At 35.5% G+C, this 18,743-nt stretch carries 18 protein-coding genes and 1 tRNA gene; 15 read left to right on the forward strand and 4 right to left on the reverse strand.

Annotated features, from left to right (window positions below; genetic code table 11):
* Window positions 1-11: 11 nt before the first annotated feature.
* The gene (locus BAU28_RS11325; RefSeq protein ID WP_002173488.1) at window positions 12-266 is read right to left on the reverse strand and encodes a DUF2624 domain-containing protein; all 255 of its coding nucleotides are present in this window, start codon (window positions 264-266) and stop codon (window positions 12-14) included.
* Window positions 267-416: 150 nt separating this feature from the next.
* Here BAU28_RS11325 and BAU28_RS11330 point away from each other — a divergent pair, with 150 nt between their 5' ends.
* The 4 genes from BAU28_RS11330 (at window position 417) to BAU28_RS11345 (ending at window position 3,506) form a co-directional block, all read left to right on the forward strand.
* Window positions 417-1,295, forward strand: coding sequence for a YitT family protein (locus tag BAU28_RS11330; RefSeq protein ID WP_002173487.1), 879 nt, complete (start codon window positions 417-419; stop codon window positions 1,293-1,295).
* A 180-nt stretch (window positions 1,296-1,475) separates the two neighbouring features.
* Entirely contained in the window at window positions 1,476-2,246 is a 771-nt protein-coding gene (locus BAU28_RS11335) for a metal ABC transporter ATP-binding protein (RefSeq protein WP_002173486.1), read from the forward strand.
* Window positions 2,246-3,079 (forward strand): metal ABC transporter permease, encoded by an 834-nt coding sequence (locus tag BAU28_RS11340; protein ID WP_071718608.1) that lies wholly within the window; start codon window positions 2,246-2,248, stop codon window positions 3,077-3,079. The genes BAU28_RS11335 and BAU28_RS11340 overlap by 1 nt, the downstream gene beginning before the upstream one ends.
* 13 nt (window positions 3,080-3,092) lie before the next feature.
* Complete coding sequence (locus BAU28_RS11345; RefSeq protein ID WP_025147421.1) at window positions 3,093-3,506, forward strand: Fur family transcriptional regulator; 414 nt, start codon at window positions 3,093-3,095, stop codon at window positions 3,504-3,506.
* An 86-nt stretch (window positions 3,507-3,592) separates the two neighbouring features.
* Here BAU28_RS11345 and ispG read toward each other — a convergent pair whose 3' ends face one another.
* From ispG to yqgB, 3 genes are all read right to left on the reverse strand, one after another.
* Window positions 3,593-4,696 (reverse strand): flavodoxin-dependent (E)-4-hydroxy-3-methylbut-2-enyl-diphosphate synthase, encoded by a 1,104-nt coding sequence (gene ispG, locus BAU28_RS11350; RefSeq protein WP_162861751.1) that lies wholly within the window; start codon window positions 4,694-4,696, stop codon window positions 3,593-3,595.
* A gap of 165 nt (window positions 4,697-4,861) precedes the next feature.
* Window positions 4,862-5,227: a hypothetical protein gene (locus BAU28_RS11355; protein WP_002173482.1), complete on the reverse strand. Its 366-nt coding sequence runs from the start codon at window positions 5,225-5,227 to the stop codon at window positions 4,862-4,864.
* A 65-nt stretch (window positions 5,228-5,292) separates the two neighbouring features.
* Window positions 5,293-6,060, reverse strand: a complete 768-nt coding sequence (yqgB, locus tag BAU28_RS11360) for a protein YqgB (protein WP_002173481.1) — start codon at window positions 6,058-6,060, stop codon at window positions 5,293-5,295.
* A gap of 240 nt (window positions 6,061-6,300) precedes the next feature.
* Between yqgB and BAU28_RS11365 the strand changes: the two genes are divergently transcribed.
* The 11 genes from BAU28_RS11365 to rpmG all read left to right on the forward strand — a co-directional run bounded on the left by BAU28_RS11365 (window position 6,301) and on the right by rpmG (window position 18,648).
* A tRNA-Ile gene (locus BAU28_RS11365) sits at window positions 6,301-6,374 on the forward strand.
* A 224-nt stretch (window positions 6,375-6,598) separates the two neighbouring features.
* A complete protein-coding gene (gene sodA, locus BAU28_RS11370) occupies window positions 6,599-7,210 on the forward strand; it encodes a superoxide dismutase [Mn] (protein WP_002173480.1) in 612 nt (203 codons plus the stop codon).
* A gap of 121 nt (window positions 7,211-7,331) precedes the next feature.
* On the forward strand, window positions 7,332-8,609 hold the full coding sequence (locus tag BAU28_RS11375; RefSeq protein WP_071718609.1) for an MFS transporter: 1,278 nt from the start codon (window positions 7,332-7,334) through the stop codon (window positions 8,607-8,609).
* Between the two features lie 109 nt (window positions 8,610-8,718).
* Window positions 8,719-10,839, forward strand: a complete 2,121-nt coding sequence (locus tag BAU28_RS11380) for a peptidoglycan D,D-transpeptidase FtsI family protein (protein ID WP_071718610.1) — start codon at window positions 8,719-8,721, stop codon at window positions 10,837-10,839.
* Window positions 10,840-11,278: 439 nt separating this feature from the next.
* Window positions 11,279-12,196 carry a PstS family phosphate ABC transporter substrate-binding protein gene (locus tag BAU28_RS11385; RefSeq protein ID WP_071718611.1) on the forward strand — a complete coding sequence of 306 codons (918 nt, stop codon included), beginning with the start codon at window positions 11,279-11,281 and terminating at the stop codon, window positions 12,194-12,196.
* 27 nt (window positions 12,197-12,223) lie between these two features.
* Window positions 12,224-13,171 carry a phosphate ABC transporter permease subunit PstC gene (gene pstC / locus BAU28_RS11390; protein ID WP_071718612.1) on the forward strand — a complete coding sequence of 316 codons (948 nt, stop codon included), beginning with the start codon at window positions 12,224-12,226 and terminating at the stop codon, window positions 13,169-13,171.
* 1 nt (window position 13,172) lies between these two features.
* The gene (pstA, locus tag BAU28_RS11395) at window positions 13,173-14,039 is read left to right on the forward strand and encodes a phosphate ABC transporter permease PstA (protein WP_048374197.1); all 867 of its coding nucleotides are present in this window, start codon (window positions 13,173-13,175) and stop codon (window positions 14,037-14,039) included.
* Between the two features lie 28 nt (window positions 14,040-14,067).
* Window positions 14,068-14,883 (forward strand): phosphate ABC transporter ATP-binding protein, encoded by an 816-nt coding sequence (pstB, locus tag BAU28_RS11400; protein ID WP_025147430.1) that lies wholly within the window; start codon window positions 14,068-14,070, stop codon window positions 14,881-14,883.
* A 170-nt stretch (window positions 14,884-15,053) separates the two neighbouring features.
* A complete protein-coding gene (gene phoU / locus BAU28_RS11405; RefSeq protein WP_071718627.1) occupies window positions 15,054-15,710 on the forward strand; it encodes a phosphate signaling complex protein PhoU in 657 nt (218 codons plus the stop codon).
* 363 nt (window positions 15,711-16,073) lie between these two features.
* Complete coding sequence (locus BAU28_RS11410) at window positions 16,074-18,428, forward strand: sugar phosphate nucleotidyltransferase (RefSeq protein ID WP_071718613.1); 2,355 nt, start codon at window positions 16,074-16,076, stop codon at window positions 18,426-18,428.
* A 70-nt stretch (window positions 18,429-18,498) separates the two neighbouring features.
* Complete coding sequence (gene rpmG / locus BAU28_RS11415; protein WP_001265616.1) at window positions 18,499-18,648, forward strand: 50S ribosomal protein L33; 150 nt, start codon at window positions 18,499-18,501, stop codon at window positions 18,646-18,648.
* Window positions 18,649-18,743 lie beyond the last annotated feature (95 nt).

Below are 18,743 nucleotides of genomic sequence, written 5' to 3' on the forward strand. Positions count from 1 at the left end.
TTTTCCCCTCCTTATTTTAATAGTTGCTGAAATAAAGTATTTACTTGTTGGGCAGTGGCGGGAGAGGTTACTTTTGCGATTTGTTTTAAGAGCTCTAGTCGCTCGGTATTATCGTAAATGTTAATATTTTTCCCTTTCATAAGTAAAACGATTTTATCAGCTTGTGCAGTTGTAATTGAAACTTCGTATTCTTTACTATATTTCAATAACTCTTTTGTAGAAATATGATTTAATTTTTTGTTCACAATTTGTTTAATGAGATTCATCGTGTTGTCCTCCTTCACCGTTCTTCTATCGAAATATATGTACGCATAGCTTGTATATATTCGTCTAAAGGTGCATTTTTTCCATGGGGAAAAGAAGCGTATGTTATAATATAAGAACAAAACTATAGAGAAAGAGTATAAGGAGGACTTATGGAAAAAAAGCAACATCGGAAAGAAAGTGTTATTCATCTCGTATATCGTTTAGTTATGATTGTCTTTGGGGCAGCATGTGCGGCGGTAGCGATTGAACTATTTTTAATGCCAAATAAAATTATTGATGGTGGAATTATTGGTATTTCTCTTATATTAGATTATCTTACTCCTAATATTTGGTGGTTAAGTTTTTCTACTTTAGTTGTTATCCTCAACATTCCGTTTATGTACTCCGGATATAAGCAAATTGGAAAAACATTCATGTTATCCTCAGCATTTGGGATTGTAGCTTTAGCATTTATTGAATCAACGTTGCATGCTGTTCCGCCATTTACAACAGAGCCAATTTTAGCAACAGTTTTTGGCGGTCTTATTTTAGGTCTTGGTGTAGGACTTGTTATTCGTCATGGTGGATCGTTAGATGGGACAGAGATTATGGGGATTCTATTAACGAAGAAATTACCGTTTTCTGTTGGTGAATTCGTAATGTTTGTGAACTTATTCATTTTTGCATGGGCAGCATTTGTGTTTGGTGTTGAACAAGCAATGTATTCTGTTATGACGTACTATATCGCATTCAAAACAATTGATACGGTAATCCAAGGATTGGACGAAACGAAAGCAGTTTTAATAGTATCGGATCAATATGAGGAAGTATCAAATGCAATTTTACACCGCCTTGGTCGTGGAACAACAAAACTTGTTGCTAAAGGTGGTTATACAGATAAAGAAAAAGAAGTTATTTATGCAGTTGTAACGCGTCTTGAAGTGACAAAGTTAAAATCAATTGTGCACGAAATTGATGAAAATGCATTTGTTACCATTATGAGCACGCAAGAGACAAATGGTGGTAAGTTTAAATCGGCAATTCATTAAAAAATGATTTGTAATATCTTTTAAAAGCAGAGAAAATTTCTCTGCTTTTTGTTATAATAATAAGGTTTCTGGAAATAAAGAATATATTTTGGGCAGATTGGTTTACAACTATAATAAGCTGTACTATAATTCAAATAGAGATAAATCGGAATCATTCTGAATTAAAATAGGTGAGATGCTATGAATAATATATTGGAAATAGAAGGGCTAACGTTTCGATATGAAGATCGAAATGTGTTAGAAGATATTAATTTGCAAGTTCCGAAGGGAGCTTTTTTAGGTTTAGTTGGACCGAATGGTTCAGGGAAATCGACTTTACTTAAATGTTTATTGGGTGTTTTAAAGCCGAAGCAAGGAAATATTCGATTGTTTGGCATTGATAGTAAAAAATTCAAAGAGTGGAATAAAGTCGGTTATGTATCCCAAAAGGCAAACAGCTTTAACTCAGGTTTCCCGGCAACTGTTTTTGAGGTCGTTTCAATGGGACTTGTTTCGAAAAAAGGTCTTTTTCGCTTTTTTACGAAAGACGATAAGGAGAAAGTAGAAAAAGCAATTGCTGATGTAGGCATGAGCGAGTTTCAAGGACGTAATATTGGAGAACTTTCTGGTGGACAACAACAACGTGTATTTATTGCTCGTGCACTTGTAAGTGATCCAGAATTGCTTATTTTGGACGAGCCTACTGTTGGGATCGATGTGAAAAATGTGGAAAGTTTCTATGAGATACTAGAGGACTTAAACAAAAGATTAGGAATCACGTTAATTCTTGTTACTCATGATATGGGAGCTGTTACTGAAAAAGTAACACATGTTGCATGCTTAAACCAACATTTGCATTTCCATGGGAATGTAGAGAAATTCCGAGAGTTAGAAGATGCAGAAATGTCGATTTTATATGGACATCATGTTCATCGCTTAGAACATGAACATGAGCATCACGGGAGGATATAATGATACAGGATTTTTTACAATATGATTTTTTACGTAATTCTTTATACGCGGGTATTTTAATAGGGCTTGTCGCACCGCTTATCGGCGTGTTCGTTGTGATTCGCCGCATGTCGCTTATTGCGGATGCATTAAGTCATGTGACATTATCAGGAATTGCAGCAAGTTTATTACTTGAAAAGACAATCTTTACTGGTGGGTTTTTAAACCCTCTATATATGGGAATGGTTTTTTCAATCGGTGGAGCATTGCTAATTGAAAAATTACGTACTGTATATAAACATTATCAAGAGTTAGCAATTCCAATTATACTTTCAGCTGGGATGGGGATTGGAGTTATCTTCATTTCACTTGCTAATGGATTCAATACGGATTTATTTAGTTATTTATTTGGTAGTGTAAGTGCTGTAACAAGCACGGATTTAATTATTATTGGTATAGTCGCAATTGTTGTTATTGCAACGATTGTTTTATTATACAAAGAGTTGTTTTTACTATCATTTGATGAGGAATACGCTGTATCAACCGGTTTGAGTGCAAAGTGGATTCACTTTATCTTCATTATATTAGTTGCTCTTGTAATTGCCGTATCAATGCGTGTTGTAGGTGTTCTTCTCGTATCATCTTTAATGACGTTACCAGTTGCAGCAAGTATTCGTATTGCAAAAGGATTTAAACAAACAATTTTCTTTTCCATTTTATTTGGTGAAATTGCCGTAATTGGTGGGATGTTTGCTTCGTATCAACTTAATCTAGCACCAGGTGGTACAATTGTTATGATAGCGGTTCTTATTTTAATCGGTGCAATTTTATGGAAGAAGAAAAAAACTGCATAAAGTAGGGATAGGTATGAATCTAACAGAAGCTTTACGCCTAATGAAGGAAAAAGGATACAAACATACGGGGAAAAGGGAAGAGATGCTAAGATTATTCGCGGCGCATAATCGTTATTTAACTGCGAAAGATGTTTTAGAACATATGAAGGATGATTATCCAGGGCTTAGTTTTGATACGATTTATCGTAACTTAACGGTTTTTGCTGAAATTGGTGTTTTAGAGCAAACGGAATTAAGTGGTGAAAAACATTTTCGTTTTACATGCTCTATTATGGAACATCATCACCATTTCATTTGTTTAGATTGTGGTGGTACGAAAGAAATTACTTCCTGCCCAATGGATTTTATGAATAAAGATTTTAAAGGTTATGAGGTAACAGGGCATAAGTTTGAAATATATGGTCGTTGTCCAAAATGTGCAAAATGAGAGACTCGTCGGTTATATAACTGACGAGTTTTTGATTTAAATGTAAAAAGAAGGTTGCTCACAAAAATTGTGGACAACCTTCTTTTTTATTGTTCTTGTGTTTCTTTTTCTTTATCTCGTTCGGCAGCCATTTCAGCAGCGATTACATCGATTTCTTTTTTCAGTTCTTCTACCATTGTTTCTTCCGGTACTTTACGAACGACTTGCCCTTTACGGAATAATAAACCTTCTCCGCGTGCACCTGCAATACCAATATCAGCTTCACGAGCTTCACCAGGACCGTTTACAGCGCAGCCAAGTACTGCAACCTTAATTGGAACTTGAAGTGTAGAGATGTATTCTTCTACTTCATTAGCGATGCTAATTAAATCAATCTCAATACGACCACAAGTTGGACAAGAAATAAGTGTTGCGGCATTAGATGCAAGACCGAATGACTTTAATAGTTCACGAGCAACTTTTACCTCTTCCACTGGATCAGCACTTAATGAGATACGAAGTGTATTTCCGATACCTTTACTTAAAATTGCTCCAAGACCAGCGGCGCTTTTTACAGTTCCAGCAAACAATGTTCCTGATTCTGTAATACCTAAATGTAATGGATAATCAAAAGCACGAGCAGCTTTTTCGTATGCTTCAATTGCTAAGTTAACATCAGAGGCTTTCATTGATACGATAATATCGTGGAAATCTAAGTCCTCTAAAATTTTAATATGGTGCAGTGCACTCTCAACCATACCGTCAGCAGTTGGGTATCCATATTTCTCTAAAATGTGACGTTCTAATGAACCAGCATTTACACCGATACGGATTGGAATACCGCGCTCTTTCGCAGCGTTTACAACAGCTTCTACTTTATGGCGACGTCCAATGTTACCTGGATTGATACGTACTTTATCAATGCCGCCTTCGATTGCTTTTAAAGCAAGGCGATAATCAAAATGAATATCAGCAACAAGTGGAATGTTGATTTGTTTTTTAATATCAGCAATAGCATTTGCTGCGCGTTCGTCTGGAACAGCAACACGGACGACTTGACAGCCAGCTTCTTCTAAACGTTTAATTTCAGCAACTGTAGCCTCAACATCATGTGTTTTTGTTGTCGTCATACTTTGTATAATTAATTCATTGTTACCGCCAATTGTTAAATTACCGACTTTAACTGGACGTGTTTTTGTACGATGAGTCATTTCATTCACGAATAGATCGCTCTCCTTATAAAAGAAGTTTCTTATTTTAGTCCCTTACATCAATGATAGTATGTGTGAGAAAGGGCTATAGAAACCAAAGTACTCGGTTTCACTTTTACTATTGTATCAGCGCCTTTATATAATTGACAAGGATTAAGTGATTACTTATTGATATAAGGGGAATTTATAAGACTTTCCAACTTGAATTTTTGTGGCAGATGTATTTTTATTTAATTGTTTAAAATCATCAATTACCTTTTCAATAGAGGGAATTTTTTTCTTATTAATTGCTTCTGTAATAGAAAGAACCGTATCACCAGTTTTTACTTCAATTGCTTTATACGCTGCATCTGCTTCTTTTTCTGTTTCTTTCTCTTTATTTTGTTTTGTATCTGTATTTTCTTTATTTATTGTTTGGGCAGCAGTTGTTTTTTTGTATGAACTTAACATCGGTAAAGTACCGATTTTTATATCGTAATAAAATATATAACCGAGAACAAGCACGAATAAGAGTATACCTAATCTCTTCATATCCTTCACTCCTTTGCTAGGAATATATGCTTGTCCAAAAAAAAAATGCCTATTTAGGCATTTTTTTATAATTCTTGTTTTTCTTTCGGTTTTGGAACTTCTTTAATCGTTAAGTATAGAACGATTAAAACAACTGCAATGTAAATAAACGTTGCACCAGGTACGTTTATTTTGAATAAATCCATAATCATAAAGAAGATTGTTGGAATTGTGTAGCTGTAAGCAGTTAATGTCCAAACTTGTTTATAAGATAATTTGCGCTGACCACTCATGGCAGAACCGATGAAGGCAAGTAACGTAACTCCTACAAAGGTAATAAATAATTGGAACAAATACAGTAAAAACCCAATAACGAATAATAAGATTGGATAAATACTGTCAAATAACGAAATGAAATCTTGTAAATCTTTCTTCTCAAGAGATGCACCTAATAAGTCATTATAGGAGTATGTTTGTGTTTGGCCATTTCCCATGGAGACTACTTTATCTTTTAAAACAAATAAACCTGTTTTATTTTGATATTTTTCTAGGTCTGTTGAATTTGGATCAAATACGAAAAGTGCATTTCCATCTTCTTTTTCGATAGGTTGATCGATATCAGCTTTGAGCTCACCATTTTCAATTTTAAAATCAGGTAAATCTTTTTCGATTACTTGATTTACCATGTTAACGCCATCTTGAATAACGCTACCGTACAAGAAAGTTCTTGGAATAGTAGTGATTAGGCAAAGGAGCATAATATACAAAATGGTTTTACCGATTTTTTGAAATCGGAAAAGCGCCATATCTTTAGGCGAATATACGCTTTTTGCTATTTGGGTAAATATGGACATAGATTCACTTCCTTTATGTATGTATAAAATCATTGTAACGTACGAATCTAGAGAAGCTCAAGATATATTATATTTACATATAGTAGAGAGGACTAAATTTCTTCTTATTAATTTTCTACTTTTGAAGAAGAAAAATGCAATTGACACTTTTCTTTTGTATATGGTAAATTTATCTTACATTTCTCAAACAAAATATCCGATAGGAATTTAGTTGTTTTTCAATGTCATATACATAATTGTGGACCCTTAGCTCAGCTGGTTAGAGCAGACGGCTCATAACCGTCCGGTCGTAGGTTCGAGTCCTACAGGGTCCATATCCATTTCACATGTTTATTATGTCAGCAGGAAGCTTCCTTGTAGAAGGGAGCTTTTTTTACGGAATATATGAGCATTTTAATTGAAAAGAAGTGGGAATTTTGCTACTTTAATGATAGCAAGACAAAGCGATTTAGTTGTTTGCACCCTATGGCAATTAGGGTAGAATGAAGTTGTATGTCACATATGTAGTGACAATACATAAACCGGGAGGAATATAACAATGGCAAAACACGAATTACCAAATTTACCTTATGCGTATGATGCTTTAGAACCTCACTTTGATAAAGAAACAATGAACATCCATCATACAAAACATCACAACACGTATATTACAAACTTAAACGCTGCTTTAGAAGGTCATGCAGAATTAGCTGACAAAAGCGTTGAAGAATTAGTTGCAAACTTAAACGAAGTACCAGAAGCAATCCGTACAGCAGTACGTAACAATGGTGGAGGACATGCTAACCACACATTCTTCTGGACAATCCTATCTCCAAACGGTGGCGGACAACCAGTAGGCGAACTTGCAACTGCGATTGAAGCGAAATTCGGTAGCTTCGATGCATTCAAAGAAGAATTCGCAAAAGCTGGCGCAACTCGCTTCGGTTCTGGTTGGGCATGGTTAGTAGTAAACAATGGTGAGCTAGAAGTAACAAGCACTCCAAACCAAGATTCTCCTCTAACTGAAGGTAAAACTCCAGTTATCGGTTTAGATGTTTGGGAGCATGCATACTACTTAAATTACCAAAACCGTCGTCCTGACTACATCGGTGCATTCTGGAACGTTGTAGATTGGAACGCTGCTGAAAAACTTTACCAAGAAGCAAAATAATTAAAGTTAATACAGATAGAAAAAAGCTAGGAGTTTTCTCCTAGCTTTTTTCTATGCTCTCTTTTTACATAATTGGGCTTGTCTTTGGAAGACTAGAACATGAAGTAAAGGAGAGTTGTGTATGAAGTGGAAACATGTAATTGGTGATGTTGAAGTGAATCGAGATTTAGTATTATTGCTCGTTATAGGAGGTTTATACACGCTCGCAATTTCTTTATCGAATACGTTTGTAAACATTTATTTATGGAAGCAAACACAAAATTATGTGAATCTGGGCTTGTATAATTTGGCCAGCGTTGTATTGCAACCTCTAACATTTCTTGTGGGCGGGAAATTAGCGAAGCGTATTGATCGCTCGATTTTATTGCGAATAGGCGTAGGCACGTTAGCTGTTTTTTTTATCGTTGTTTTAGTAGCGGGAAAAAGTGCATCTCACTATATTTTACTAATGGGAGCCCTTTTAGGAGTTGGTTACGGTTTTTATTGGCTCGCTTTTAACTTGTTGACATTTGAGATTACAGAACCAGAAACAAGAGATTTTTTTAACGGTTTTCTCGGACTTCTTACATCTTTCTCTGGAATGATTGGGCCGATAGCAGCAGGATATACAATTTCACGTATGGAAAAATGGAGTGGTTATACTGTCGTTTTCTTCCTCTCGTTAATGCTATTTGCGATTGCAGTCGTTCTAAGCTTTTTTTTATCAAAGAGGGAATGTGAAGGGCGCTATGAAATTGTGCAAGTATTGAAAGAGCGGCAAGTTGATAAAAACTGGGGAGGAATTACACGCGCTCACTTCTTCCAAGGTTTGAGAGAAGGAACGTTTATTTTCGTTATTTCGGTATACGTCTATTTAGCATCTGGTAGTGAGTTCGCATTAGGGAAATATAGCTTAGTTAATTCAGCTGTATCATTTGTATGCTATTATTTAGTCGCCCGTATGTTAAAGAAAGAATGGCGAAAAAAAGCAATTTTAATTGGGGGCATTATTTTATATGCGGTTGTATTTTTAGTTATTTTCAATGTTACATACACGAAATTACTTATTTATGCAGCATGTATCGCGATTGCATATCCTATTTTACTCGTTCCGTACGGATCCATGACATACGATGTAATTGGTAGAGCAAAACAGGCGAGAGAATGGCGTGTAGAATATGTAGTTGTCAGGGAATTATGGTTAAATGCCGGAAGAATTTGTTCCATTTTAAGTTTTTTATGTGCTGTAATATTCTTTCCTCCTGAAAAAAGTTTACCGTTCTTACTATGTATTTTAGGAGCTGGACATTTTCTTATTTATTTTGCGGTTAAAAATGTCAAATATGATGAGGGAAATGTGAACAAAACAAGCGTTGTAGCGCAAGGAACCACGCAGAATCAAACTGAACCAGAAGGTTAACTTCTCGCTTATTTTATGCTAGAATAGAAAAAGATGTAAGACAGCAGTGAGGGCACCTGTATGAGGGTGTCCCTTTCACATTACATAGCTGTTGGTAGAGGGGGTTTGTATGAGCAAGAAGCAGAAAAAGAAAAAGACCCACGTTCCCTTTCGGTTAAACGTGTTGTTTTTTTGCGTGTTTTTAATGTTCTCCGCGGTTATTGTAAGGCTTGGATACGTACAAATTGTTCGTGGTGAGGAATATAAAAATGAAGTTGAGAAAAAAGAAAATTCAACGATTAGTAATCCTGTACCGCGCGGGAAAATATTTGATCGTAATGGACAACCTGTCGTAGATAATGAGCCTATTCGTACCATTACATTTACAAAAATGAAGGGATCAACTGCACCGGATCGCTTAGAAACGGCGAAAAAGTTAGCAGATTTAATTGAAGTCCCAACAGATAAGTTAACAGATCGCGATAAAAAAGATTACTGGCTTTCTTTACATAAAAAAGAAGCAGAGGGAAAAATCACAAAAAAAGATCGTGAAGAGTTAAAAGCGAATAAAATTGACGATAAAGAACTAGATGAGCGTCAACGAAATCGTGTAACAGAAGAAGAGATTAATCAATTGTCAGCAAAAGATTTAGAAATACTGGCAATTAAAAGTAAGATGGAAAGCGGATATGCAATGACGCCGCAAATCGTTAAAAAAGGTGCAACAGAAGAAGAATACGCGATTATTAGTGAGAATTTAGCGAAGTTACCAGGTGTAGATACAAATGTTGACTGGGAGCGAAAATATAAGTATGATGATATGTTCCGAAGTGTACTTGGTGGTGTAACTTCTTCTGATGAGGGGTTACCGAGAGAGAGATTAGATTACTATCTTGTTCGCGATTATAATCGTAACGATCGCGTAGGGAAAAGTTATCTTGAGCAACAGTATGAAGATAGTTTACATGGTACAAAAGCTGAAGTGAAAAATGTTACAGATAAAAACGGTAATATTTTAGAAACTATTAATGTGTCACAAGGACAACGAGGTAATGACCTCAATTTAACAATTGATATGGAATTACAGAAGCGTGTAGAAGAGATTATCACGAAAAATTTATTGAGATTTAAAGGGAGCGAACCCCTTTTAGACCGCGCATTCGTTGTAATGATGAATCCAAAAAATGGTGAAGTTTTATCTATGGCGGGGAAACAATTAGTTAACGAAGACGGTCAAACGAAAGTAAATGACTTTGCGTTAGGTACCATGACAAGTACTTATCCGATGGGTTCAACTGTAAAAGGTGCAACATTACTTACTGGATATCAAACTGGTGCGATTCAACCAGGGGCAGTACAATTAGATGAACCAATTAAATTAAAAGGTACACCTACGAAGTCATCTTGGAAAACGATGGGGTATATTAATGACCTTACAGCGTTAAAAATGTCTTCTAACGTTTATATGTTTAAAACAGCGATGAATATCGCTGGTGTTCCATATGTTAGAGGTGGTACGTTAGATATACCACAAAAAGCATTTGATACTATGCGTTATTATTTTGGTCAATTTGGACTTGGTGTAAAAACAGGCATTGATTTACCAAATGAAACTGCTGGTCAAATAGGTAAAGGAAATCAACCAGGTTTCTTATTAGATTTAGCAATTGGACAGTATGATGCGTATACACCGCTCCAATTAGCGCAATATATTTCGACGATTGCCAATGGTGGATATCGTATGCAACCGCAAGTTGTAAAGGAAATTCGTCAGCCATCGGCGAAGCCAGATGAAGTTGGAAAAGTTGTTCAATCTATGGAACCGAAAGTGTTAAATCGTGTTGATATGCCTGAATCGCAAATTAAACGTGTTCAAGAAGGATTTAGACAAGTGTTTAACGATTCAGGTGGTACAGCTACAAAATACTTTACAGGTGCACCATATAAAGCAGCTGGGAAAACGGGTACCGCTCAAACTGTATATGGCGGAGATAAAGAGATTGGTAAAAATGCAAAAGGTGAGCGTGTTGAAACATATAATTTAACATTAGTAGGTTATGCGCCACTTGAAGATCCAGAAGTAGCATTTTCTGTTGTTGTGCCGTGGGTACATGATGATAAAACAGGGATTAATGGATATATTGGTCGTGAAATAATGGACGCTTACTTTGATTTGAAAAAACAAGCATTAACTGGTGAAGCTCCAAAAGATGAAAAAGAGAAAAAAAATAATACGCAAGGTGATGAATAAAAAAGTTGTAAAAAAAGCACACTATCTGAAAAGATAGTGTGCTTTTTTTTATGCTTTATGCATATGGTTTAGTAAATGTGGACAAGCATAAAGTGTTAAAAAACAGCACATAGTTTCAAAAATAACAAGATGAATGCGTACATTCTTGTATTGTCCTGCGTGATAGGAAGATAACAGTTTTATCCTACAAAAGCCCGATTGGTGAGGGCTAATAATCAGTAGGGGATGGAAGGCCCACACTGATTAAAGTTTCACTTTATGGATGATTAGAAAAGCTTCTGCACCTAAATCACAAAACTTTAGATCAAATTTGTATGTATAGTAATTTTTGTGGAACTTTACAAAACTTTTACAAACAATTAAAACCGAATTAATAGTTTAGCAGTATTCTTATATCTGTAATCCTGTTATTTCCGGTTACTTCTAGGAGGAAGAACACGTGAAATGGATGAGCGTTTCGATTAAAGTTTTGACATTATCGACATGTTTCCTTTGTTGTAGCATGTCTACTGCATTTGCTTCAAATGAAATGGGAGAAGTGAGAGTTGATGGATCCTCAACGGTTTTTCCTATTATAGAGGCAGTAGCAGAGGAATATACGAAGGTTCATCCAAACGTGAAAATTTCTATTAGTATTTCTGGGACAGGAGGAGGATTTAATCGTTTCAGTAAAGGAGAAGTAGATATAAACAATGCTTCGAGAGTGATGAAACAGGTAGAAGAAAATGCGATGAAGAAAAACGCTATTCAGTTTACACCGTTTGAGGTTGCTTACGATGGTCTTACGATTGTTGTAAATCGTCAAAATACGTGGGTAAACAATATGACGATAGACGAGTTACGTCTATTATGGAGTGAAGATGGATGCTTAAAACGGTGGTCACAAATTCATTCATCATGGCCGCGTGAACAAGTGAAATTTTATGCGCCAGGCGTAGACTCTGGTACTTATGATTATTTTCAAAATGTCATCTTACAAAAAAGTCGCCTTGTAAAAACGGTCTCTTTGTCTGAAGACGATCAAGTTATTATGCAAGGGGTAATGAATGATAAAAATGCCATTGCTTTTGTAGGATATGCTTATTATATGGCCAATCGAGATAAGGTGAAAGCAATAAAAGTGAATGGTGTATTTCCAACGAAAGAGACCATTCAATCGGGTACGTATAAGCCATTATCTAGGCCGCTCTTTACTTATGTGAATCATGCATCTATCCGAAATAAAATTAGTGTAGCAAATTATGTTGAGTTTATGATTAAACATGTTGGAAAGCTTGCTGAAGAGGTCGGATATGTAAAATTACCAGAAGAAAAATATAATGAACAGCTGCGAATGTTAACAGAAATAAAAAGGTAATGTCAGGGTGGAAAGGGGTTTTCATCTTTGGCTCATAATGACAAAAGTCAAATTACATTTTCTGTACAACATTTGATTGAGAGAAATACAAATAGAAGAAAAACGCAGCGAATCAATCGAATTGTTCCGTTAATACTAAAAGCAATTGCTAGCGTGTCCATTGTAACGACACTTGGAATTATTATTACGTTGGCAAATGAAACAATTATGTTTTTTCAAAAGATACCATTGTATTCTTTTTTGACTGAGAAAGAATGGTTACCTTTTTTTGAAGATCCGAAATTCGGTATATTACCACTTATATGTGGAACAATTCTTGTAACAGCAATTGCTATGGTTGTAGCAATTCCTATTGGTTTAGGTTGTGCCGTATTTTTAAGTGAATATGCTTCAAATGGTGCCCGGAAAATACTAAAACCGTTGTTAGAACTATTAGCAGGCATCCCGACAATTGTATATGGCTTTTTCGCATTAACAGTTGTCACACCACTTTTACAACGGATTATACCAGATTTGCAGTTCTTTAATGCTATTAGCCCAGGTATCGTTATAGGTTTTATGATGATACCTACGATTGCGTCTCTCTCTGAAGATGCGATGAGAGCTGTGGCAAAAGGCATTAAAGAAGCCTCGTTAGCACTAGGAGCAACTCGTTTTGAGATGGTCAAACAAGTGGTGTTTCCATCAGCTTTTACGGGTATAATGGCAGCGATTATATTAGCAGCTTCTAGAGCAATTGGTGAAACGATGATTGTTGTTATTGCAGCCGGATCAACACCTAATGTATCGATAGATCCGACCCAATCCATTCAAACATTAACAGCATATATTGTACAAGTGAGTTTAGGGGATGCTCCGCACGGAACAATTACTTATTACAGCATGTATGCTGTAGGTGCGACGCTATTTATGTTTACTTTTTTTATGAATATTATTTCGCAATATATTATGCGCCGTTTTAGGAAGGTGACATAATATGCGGATGTTAAACCATAAAAAAATACAAGAAAATATGGCATCACGTTTTTTGAAAGATCGAATTTACAAGTTGTTTTTTTATATAGCAATTTTGTTTTCTGTAGCAATACTTTTTATATTGCTGGTTCAAATTTTTGAAAAGGGTATAAGTTATCTTTCAATAGATTTCTTTACAAACTTCGCGTCACGTAATCCGAAAGAAGCAGGGATTGCTGCTTCTTTATCAGGGACAGTATTATTTATGAGCATTGTTATACCGGTCTCTTTTATATTTGGAGTCGGAACAGCTCTTTATTTAGAGCATTACGCGAAGGACTCCGTCTTTAAAAAGTTAATAGAACTAAATAACCAAACGTTAGCAGGGGTACCTTCCGTTGTGTTTGGTTTACTCGGATTAACTATTTTTGTATATGCTCTCCACTTAGGAGAGAGCATAGTCGCGGCGGCACTGACAATGAGCTTGCTCGTCTTACCAACTGTTGTTGTAGCGAGTCAAGAAGCGATTCGAGCTGTACCGAGTTCATTATTAGAGGCTTCTTACGGATTAGGTGCTACGAAGTGGCAAACAATGTATCAAATTGTATTGCCGGCAGCTTTGCCAGGGATTGTAACGGGATGTACTTTAGCGGTATCGAGAGCAATTGGTGAAGCAGCACCATTGTTAGTTATTGGGGCACTTGCATTTGCAAATTATGTTCCGTTCAGTATGCTTGATAGATTTACGGTTTTACCAATTCAAATTTTTAATTGGATGAGTAGACCACAAGAAGAATTTCAGTATGTAGCAGCAGCTGGGATGATTGTTTTGCTAGGATTGCTGCTCTTTATAAATATATTTGTCTTATGGTTACGAAATCGAAAATAAGTTGGAAGTGGATGAAAGGGGAATTCAAATGGTAGCAACAGTAGTAAATGTACAGGTGAAAAATGAAGAGAAAATCGAGACAGCACCAAAGAAAGTAGTATTTGATACGAAAAATTTAAACTTATGGTACGGAGAAGATCACGCTTTAAAAGATATCAATTTAAGTATTCATGAGAATGAAGTTACAGCAATTATCGGTCCAAGTGGTTGCGGTAAATCAACGTACTTAAAAACGCTAAATCGAATGGTAGAGTTAGTGCCTATAGTTCGAACTACAGGTGTTATCGAATATAGGGAACGAAATATATTTGATAAGTCATATCCGGTTGAAGAATTGCGTACGCATGTGGGAATGGTGTTCCAAAAGCCAAATCCATTCCCAAAATCTATTTATGAAAATGTAGCATATGGTCCGAAAATTCATGGTATTCGTGACAAAAAAACACTTGATGAAATCGTTGAAAAAAGCTTGCGCGGGGCAGCGATTTGGGATGAGTTAAAAGACCGTTTGCATGATAACGCCTACGGTTTATCTGGTGGACAGCAACAACGTCTATGTATTGCACGCTGCTTAGCGATTGAGCCAGACGTTATTTTAATGGATGAGCCAACATCAGCGCTAGATCCAATTTCAACATTAAAAGTAGAAGAACTAATTCAGGAGTTAAAGAAAGATTTTAGTATTGTTATCGTAACGCACAACATGCAACAAGCAGCACGTATTTCAGATAAAACTGCTTTCTTCTTAAGTGGGGAAGTTGTGGAATATACAGAGACAAACAAACTATTTACAACACCTGCAGATAAGCGTACAGAAGACTACATTACAGGACGATTTGGTTGATATCGTTGTAAGGCTAAGAGTAAATGCCCTCTTAACAGAGGGCGTTTCTTATTTTTACCTCATTTTAAAGGGAAGTAATATTTCTTTTATCTCAAAGCCTTAATAAATATATTAGAGGCTAGATAGGGGATTAATATATAATGACACATAATATTGAGGGGGAAGAAACAATGGTAAGAGAACAGTTTCAAGGTGACTTAAAAACGTTACAGCAAAAGGTGATTGAACTTGGTGAGTTAGCAAGAGAAGCTTTATTAATTGCTATGGAAGGTCTTCACAACAGGGATGTAGAGAAAGCGTTAGAAGTCATTGATGGGGATTATCGCATGGATAATTTAGAAGAGGAAATAAATGACCTTGCGCTTATGCTTATTACAAAACAGCAGCCTGTAGCAAGTGATTTAAGAAGAATTTTCATTTCAATTAAAACAGCGACAGACTTAGAGCGTATTGCAGACCATGCTGTTAATATTGCGAAATCAACAATTCGTCTTGGAGAAAAAGAAGTGGTTGTTAGCTTGTATAATCTTGAGGAAATGTTTGAGATTGCTCATAAAATGTTAAATTTAGCATTAGAAGCATACGAGCAAGAAAATTTAACTTTGGCTAAACAAATTGCTGAAATGGATGACTCAGTTGATGAAATATATGGAAAGGCGATTCGTGAATTTATATCTTCTATCCCTGGGCAACCAGAAGCGATTACACAAATTACACAACTATCCTTTGTTGCAAGATATATTGAGCGTGTAGCAGATCATATTACAAATATTGCTGAGAATGTATTTTATTTAGTAAAAGGAAAGCATTATTTATTGAATGAGTAGGGAAAAAAGTAGGTGATGAGAAATCACCTGCTTTTTTTAGTCAAAACATGACAAAAAAAGCTCGTTGTTTCCTTTAGTTTATGATGATAAGATGTATCATAATTAATGGAAAAATAAGTACATAATTGTTAATAATGTCTTATTAATAATTTTACCAAGTTAATAGTAAGCGCTTTCTTTTGGCTGGAATTTAAAAGATACATTCATGTATAAAGTGAAACTTAAATGAGTGGTTTTTATTTTTATCTCACACTGATTATTAGTCCGCACCAATCGGGCATTAACTGCCAGTTAATGCGGGGGAAATGATATACATATGGTATACGGAGTTATTGAACATTATATAAGTGGAGGCTGAAGTATATGAAGGGGGTTATTTTAGCTGGAGGAAAAGGGAGACGCCTTAGACCATTAACGTGTAATACTCCAAAACCGATGTTACCGTTGTTAGAAAAACCAGTTCTTGAATACAATATTGAATTATTACGTCAGCATGGTATTCGTGAAATTGCAATTACAGTTCAATATATGAGTACTGCCATTAAGCAATACTTTGGTGATGGTAGTAAATGGGGAGTTGACTTGTATTATTTTGAAGACTCTCCTCCGCTTGGAACAGCAGGAAGCATTAAGCAAGCGGAAAGTTTTTTAGATGAAACATTTGTTGTTATTAGTGGGGATGCACTAACTGACTTTCAATTGTCAGAAGGAATTGCATTTCATGAACAGAAGAAGAGAATGGTAACGATGTTTGCGAAAGAAGTAGAAAATCCACTCTCCTTTGGGTTAGTTGTAATGAATAAAGAACAAGAAGTTATACGATATATAGAGAAACCGAGTTGGAATGAGGTTGTTTCTAATGTTGTGAATACAGGTATTTATATAATGGAGCCGGAAATTTTTTCTTACATACCATCCATGGAATTTTTTGATTTCAGTCATGATGTGTTTCCGTTATTGGCAAATAAAAACGCGTTATTTGCATATTTATCAGAAGATTATTGGCTAGATATTGGTACATTTGATCAATATCGGCAAGCGCAATTCGATTTGTTGACGAAAAAATTGAAAGTACCTATTCCATATACAGAAGTATTACCGATGGTGTGGATGGGGGAAGGTGTAACAATTGGGAAAGGGACGAAAATTCATGGTCCTTCTTTTATTGGAGAAGGAGCAATGATTGGTGCGGGGGCTGTAATTGAACCGTACTCTATTATCGGAAAAAATAGTATCGTTTCAAGTTATTCTCATCTTCAAAAAAGTATTGTTTTTGCGAATGCTCATATAGGAAAAAATTGTGAGTTATTAGAAACAACAATAGGAGAGCATACAATGGTCGAAGATGACGTTACACTCTTTCAAAAAAGTATTGTAGCGGACCATTGTCATATCGGGAAAAGTACAGTAATTAAGCAAAAAGGAAAACTATGGCCATATAAGGAGATAGATAGTCATTCAGTAGTAGGTTCTGCCGGTGTTCAAGAGAGTGAAAAGAGTGCAGGATGGCTACAAAAAAGCCGGATTGTAGGAAGAGGTAATGTTGAAATTACTCCTCAATTTATTGTGAAAGCTGCAATGGCTTATGGATCTCTTTTGACAAAGGGGGAGAGTATATTAATCGGAAGTCAGGAAAATATAGAAACAACTTCCTTTAAAAATTTATTCCTCCATGCCATTCATGGCATCGGGATTCATACGATGGAATGTAAAGAAATGAATGAGTCACTTTTTCAGTATGCCATTCATAATTTGCAATGTGCAGGTGGAGTTTTCATTCAAGTGGAAAATGAAAGAGGCATTGTAATACAGCTGTATGGTAAGGATGGCACGTTGTTGACGTATAAGCAGCAAAAAGCGATAGAACAAGTATATATGTCTGAGTCGTTTTATTACGTCTGTGAGAAAGAAATGGGCCGAAATAAACAGGTTCACGTTTCTTTAGATAATTATGTAGAAGCTGTATTAGAGCGCATTGATATTGAAACGATACAAAAACAGAGGTTTCATCTTCTTGTTAATAAGAGAAATGATATGTTACAACATTTACTTATGCTCTTTCTACAAAGGCTTGGGTGCACAGTTACATGGATTTATGCGAGTGAACAAAAAGATCATGTGAAAGCTTTGATGAAATCGAGTAAAGCAAATATGGCGCTTATGTTCTCTGAGCACGGAAATCACTTCGAATTATATGATAATCATAGTAATATTTACCAAGGGACTGATTTTGAAGAAGTAGGTATTCCTGATTTATTACTCGAATCTGCAGGTAATATTTACCCAATGTCTTTGAAGTTAGGAGAATGTTATCTTCTCTTTTATATGCATGATGGAAAAAAACCTTTTCAAATAAGATGGAAGAGAGATATTTTATATCGAATTGGAAAATTATTTGAATTAATAGCGTTGCAAGGAAAAACGTTAGTTAGCATAGTAGAGAAATCACCCCCACTTTATCTACTTTATGATGAAGTTGTATGTTCGTGGAAAGAAAAAGGGGAAGTAATGAGGAAATTATTGGACGATATGGAAAGAAAAGAAGAAGGGATATTAGAAGGAATACAGTTCAAATATACAGAAAAAGAGTGGTCTTATATCGTTTCTGATACAAAACAACCAAAATTTTTGGTGTATTCACATGCTAGAAACCCATTAATAGCAAGGGAAAACATGAAAAATCTTATAGAAAAAATTAGACAATATCAAAAGGTGTAGAATTTTTATTTTAAAAGTGGTATTATAGTATAGTCTGATTTAAGTTATTAGTGACTGGAGGGAAATAAGAATGCGTGTGAATATTACTCTAGCATGTACAGAATGCGGAGATCGTAACTATATCTCAAAGAAAAATAAACGTAACAACGCTGAGCGTATTGAGCTTAAAAAGTATTGCAAGCGTGACAAGAAGTCTACGTTACACCGTGAAACAAAGTAAGCAGTAGGAATATTTTCCTACTGTTTCTTTTTTTTTATGCGATTCCTACGTTAAAAGTGATACACTATCTTCGTAGAGTAAAGTGTCACTGCAAG

It is taken from the genome of Bacillus paramycoides, assembly GCF_001884235.1.
In the GTDB taxonomy this organism is placed as follows: Bacteria; Bacillota; Bacilli; order Bacillales; family Bacillaceae_G; genus Bacillus_A; species Bacillus_A paramycoides.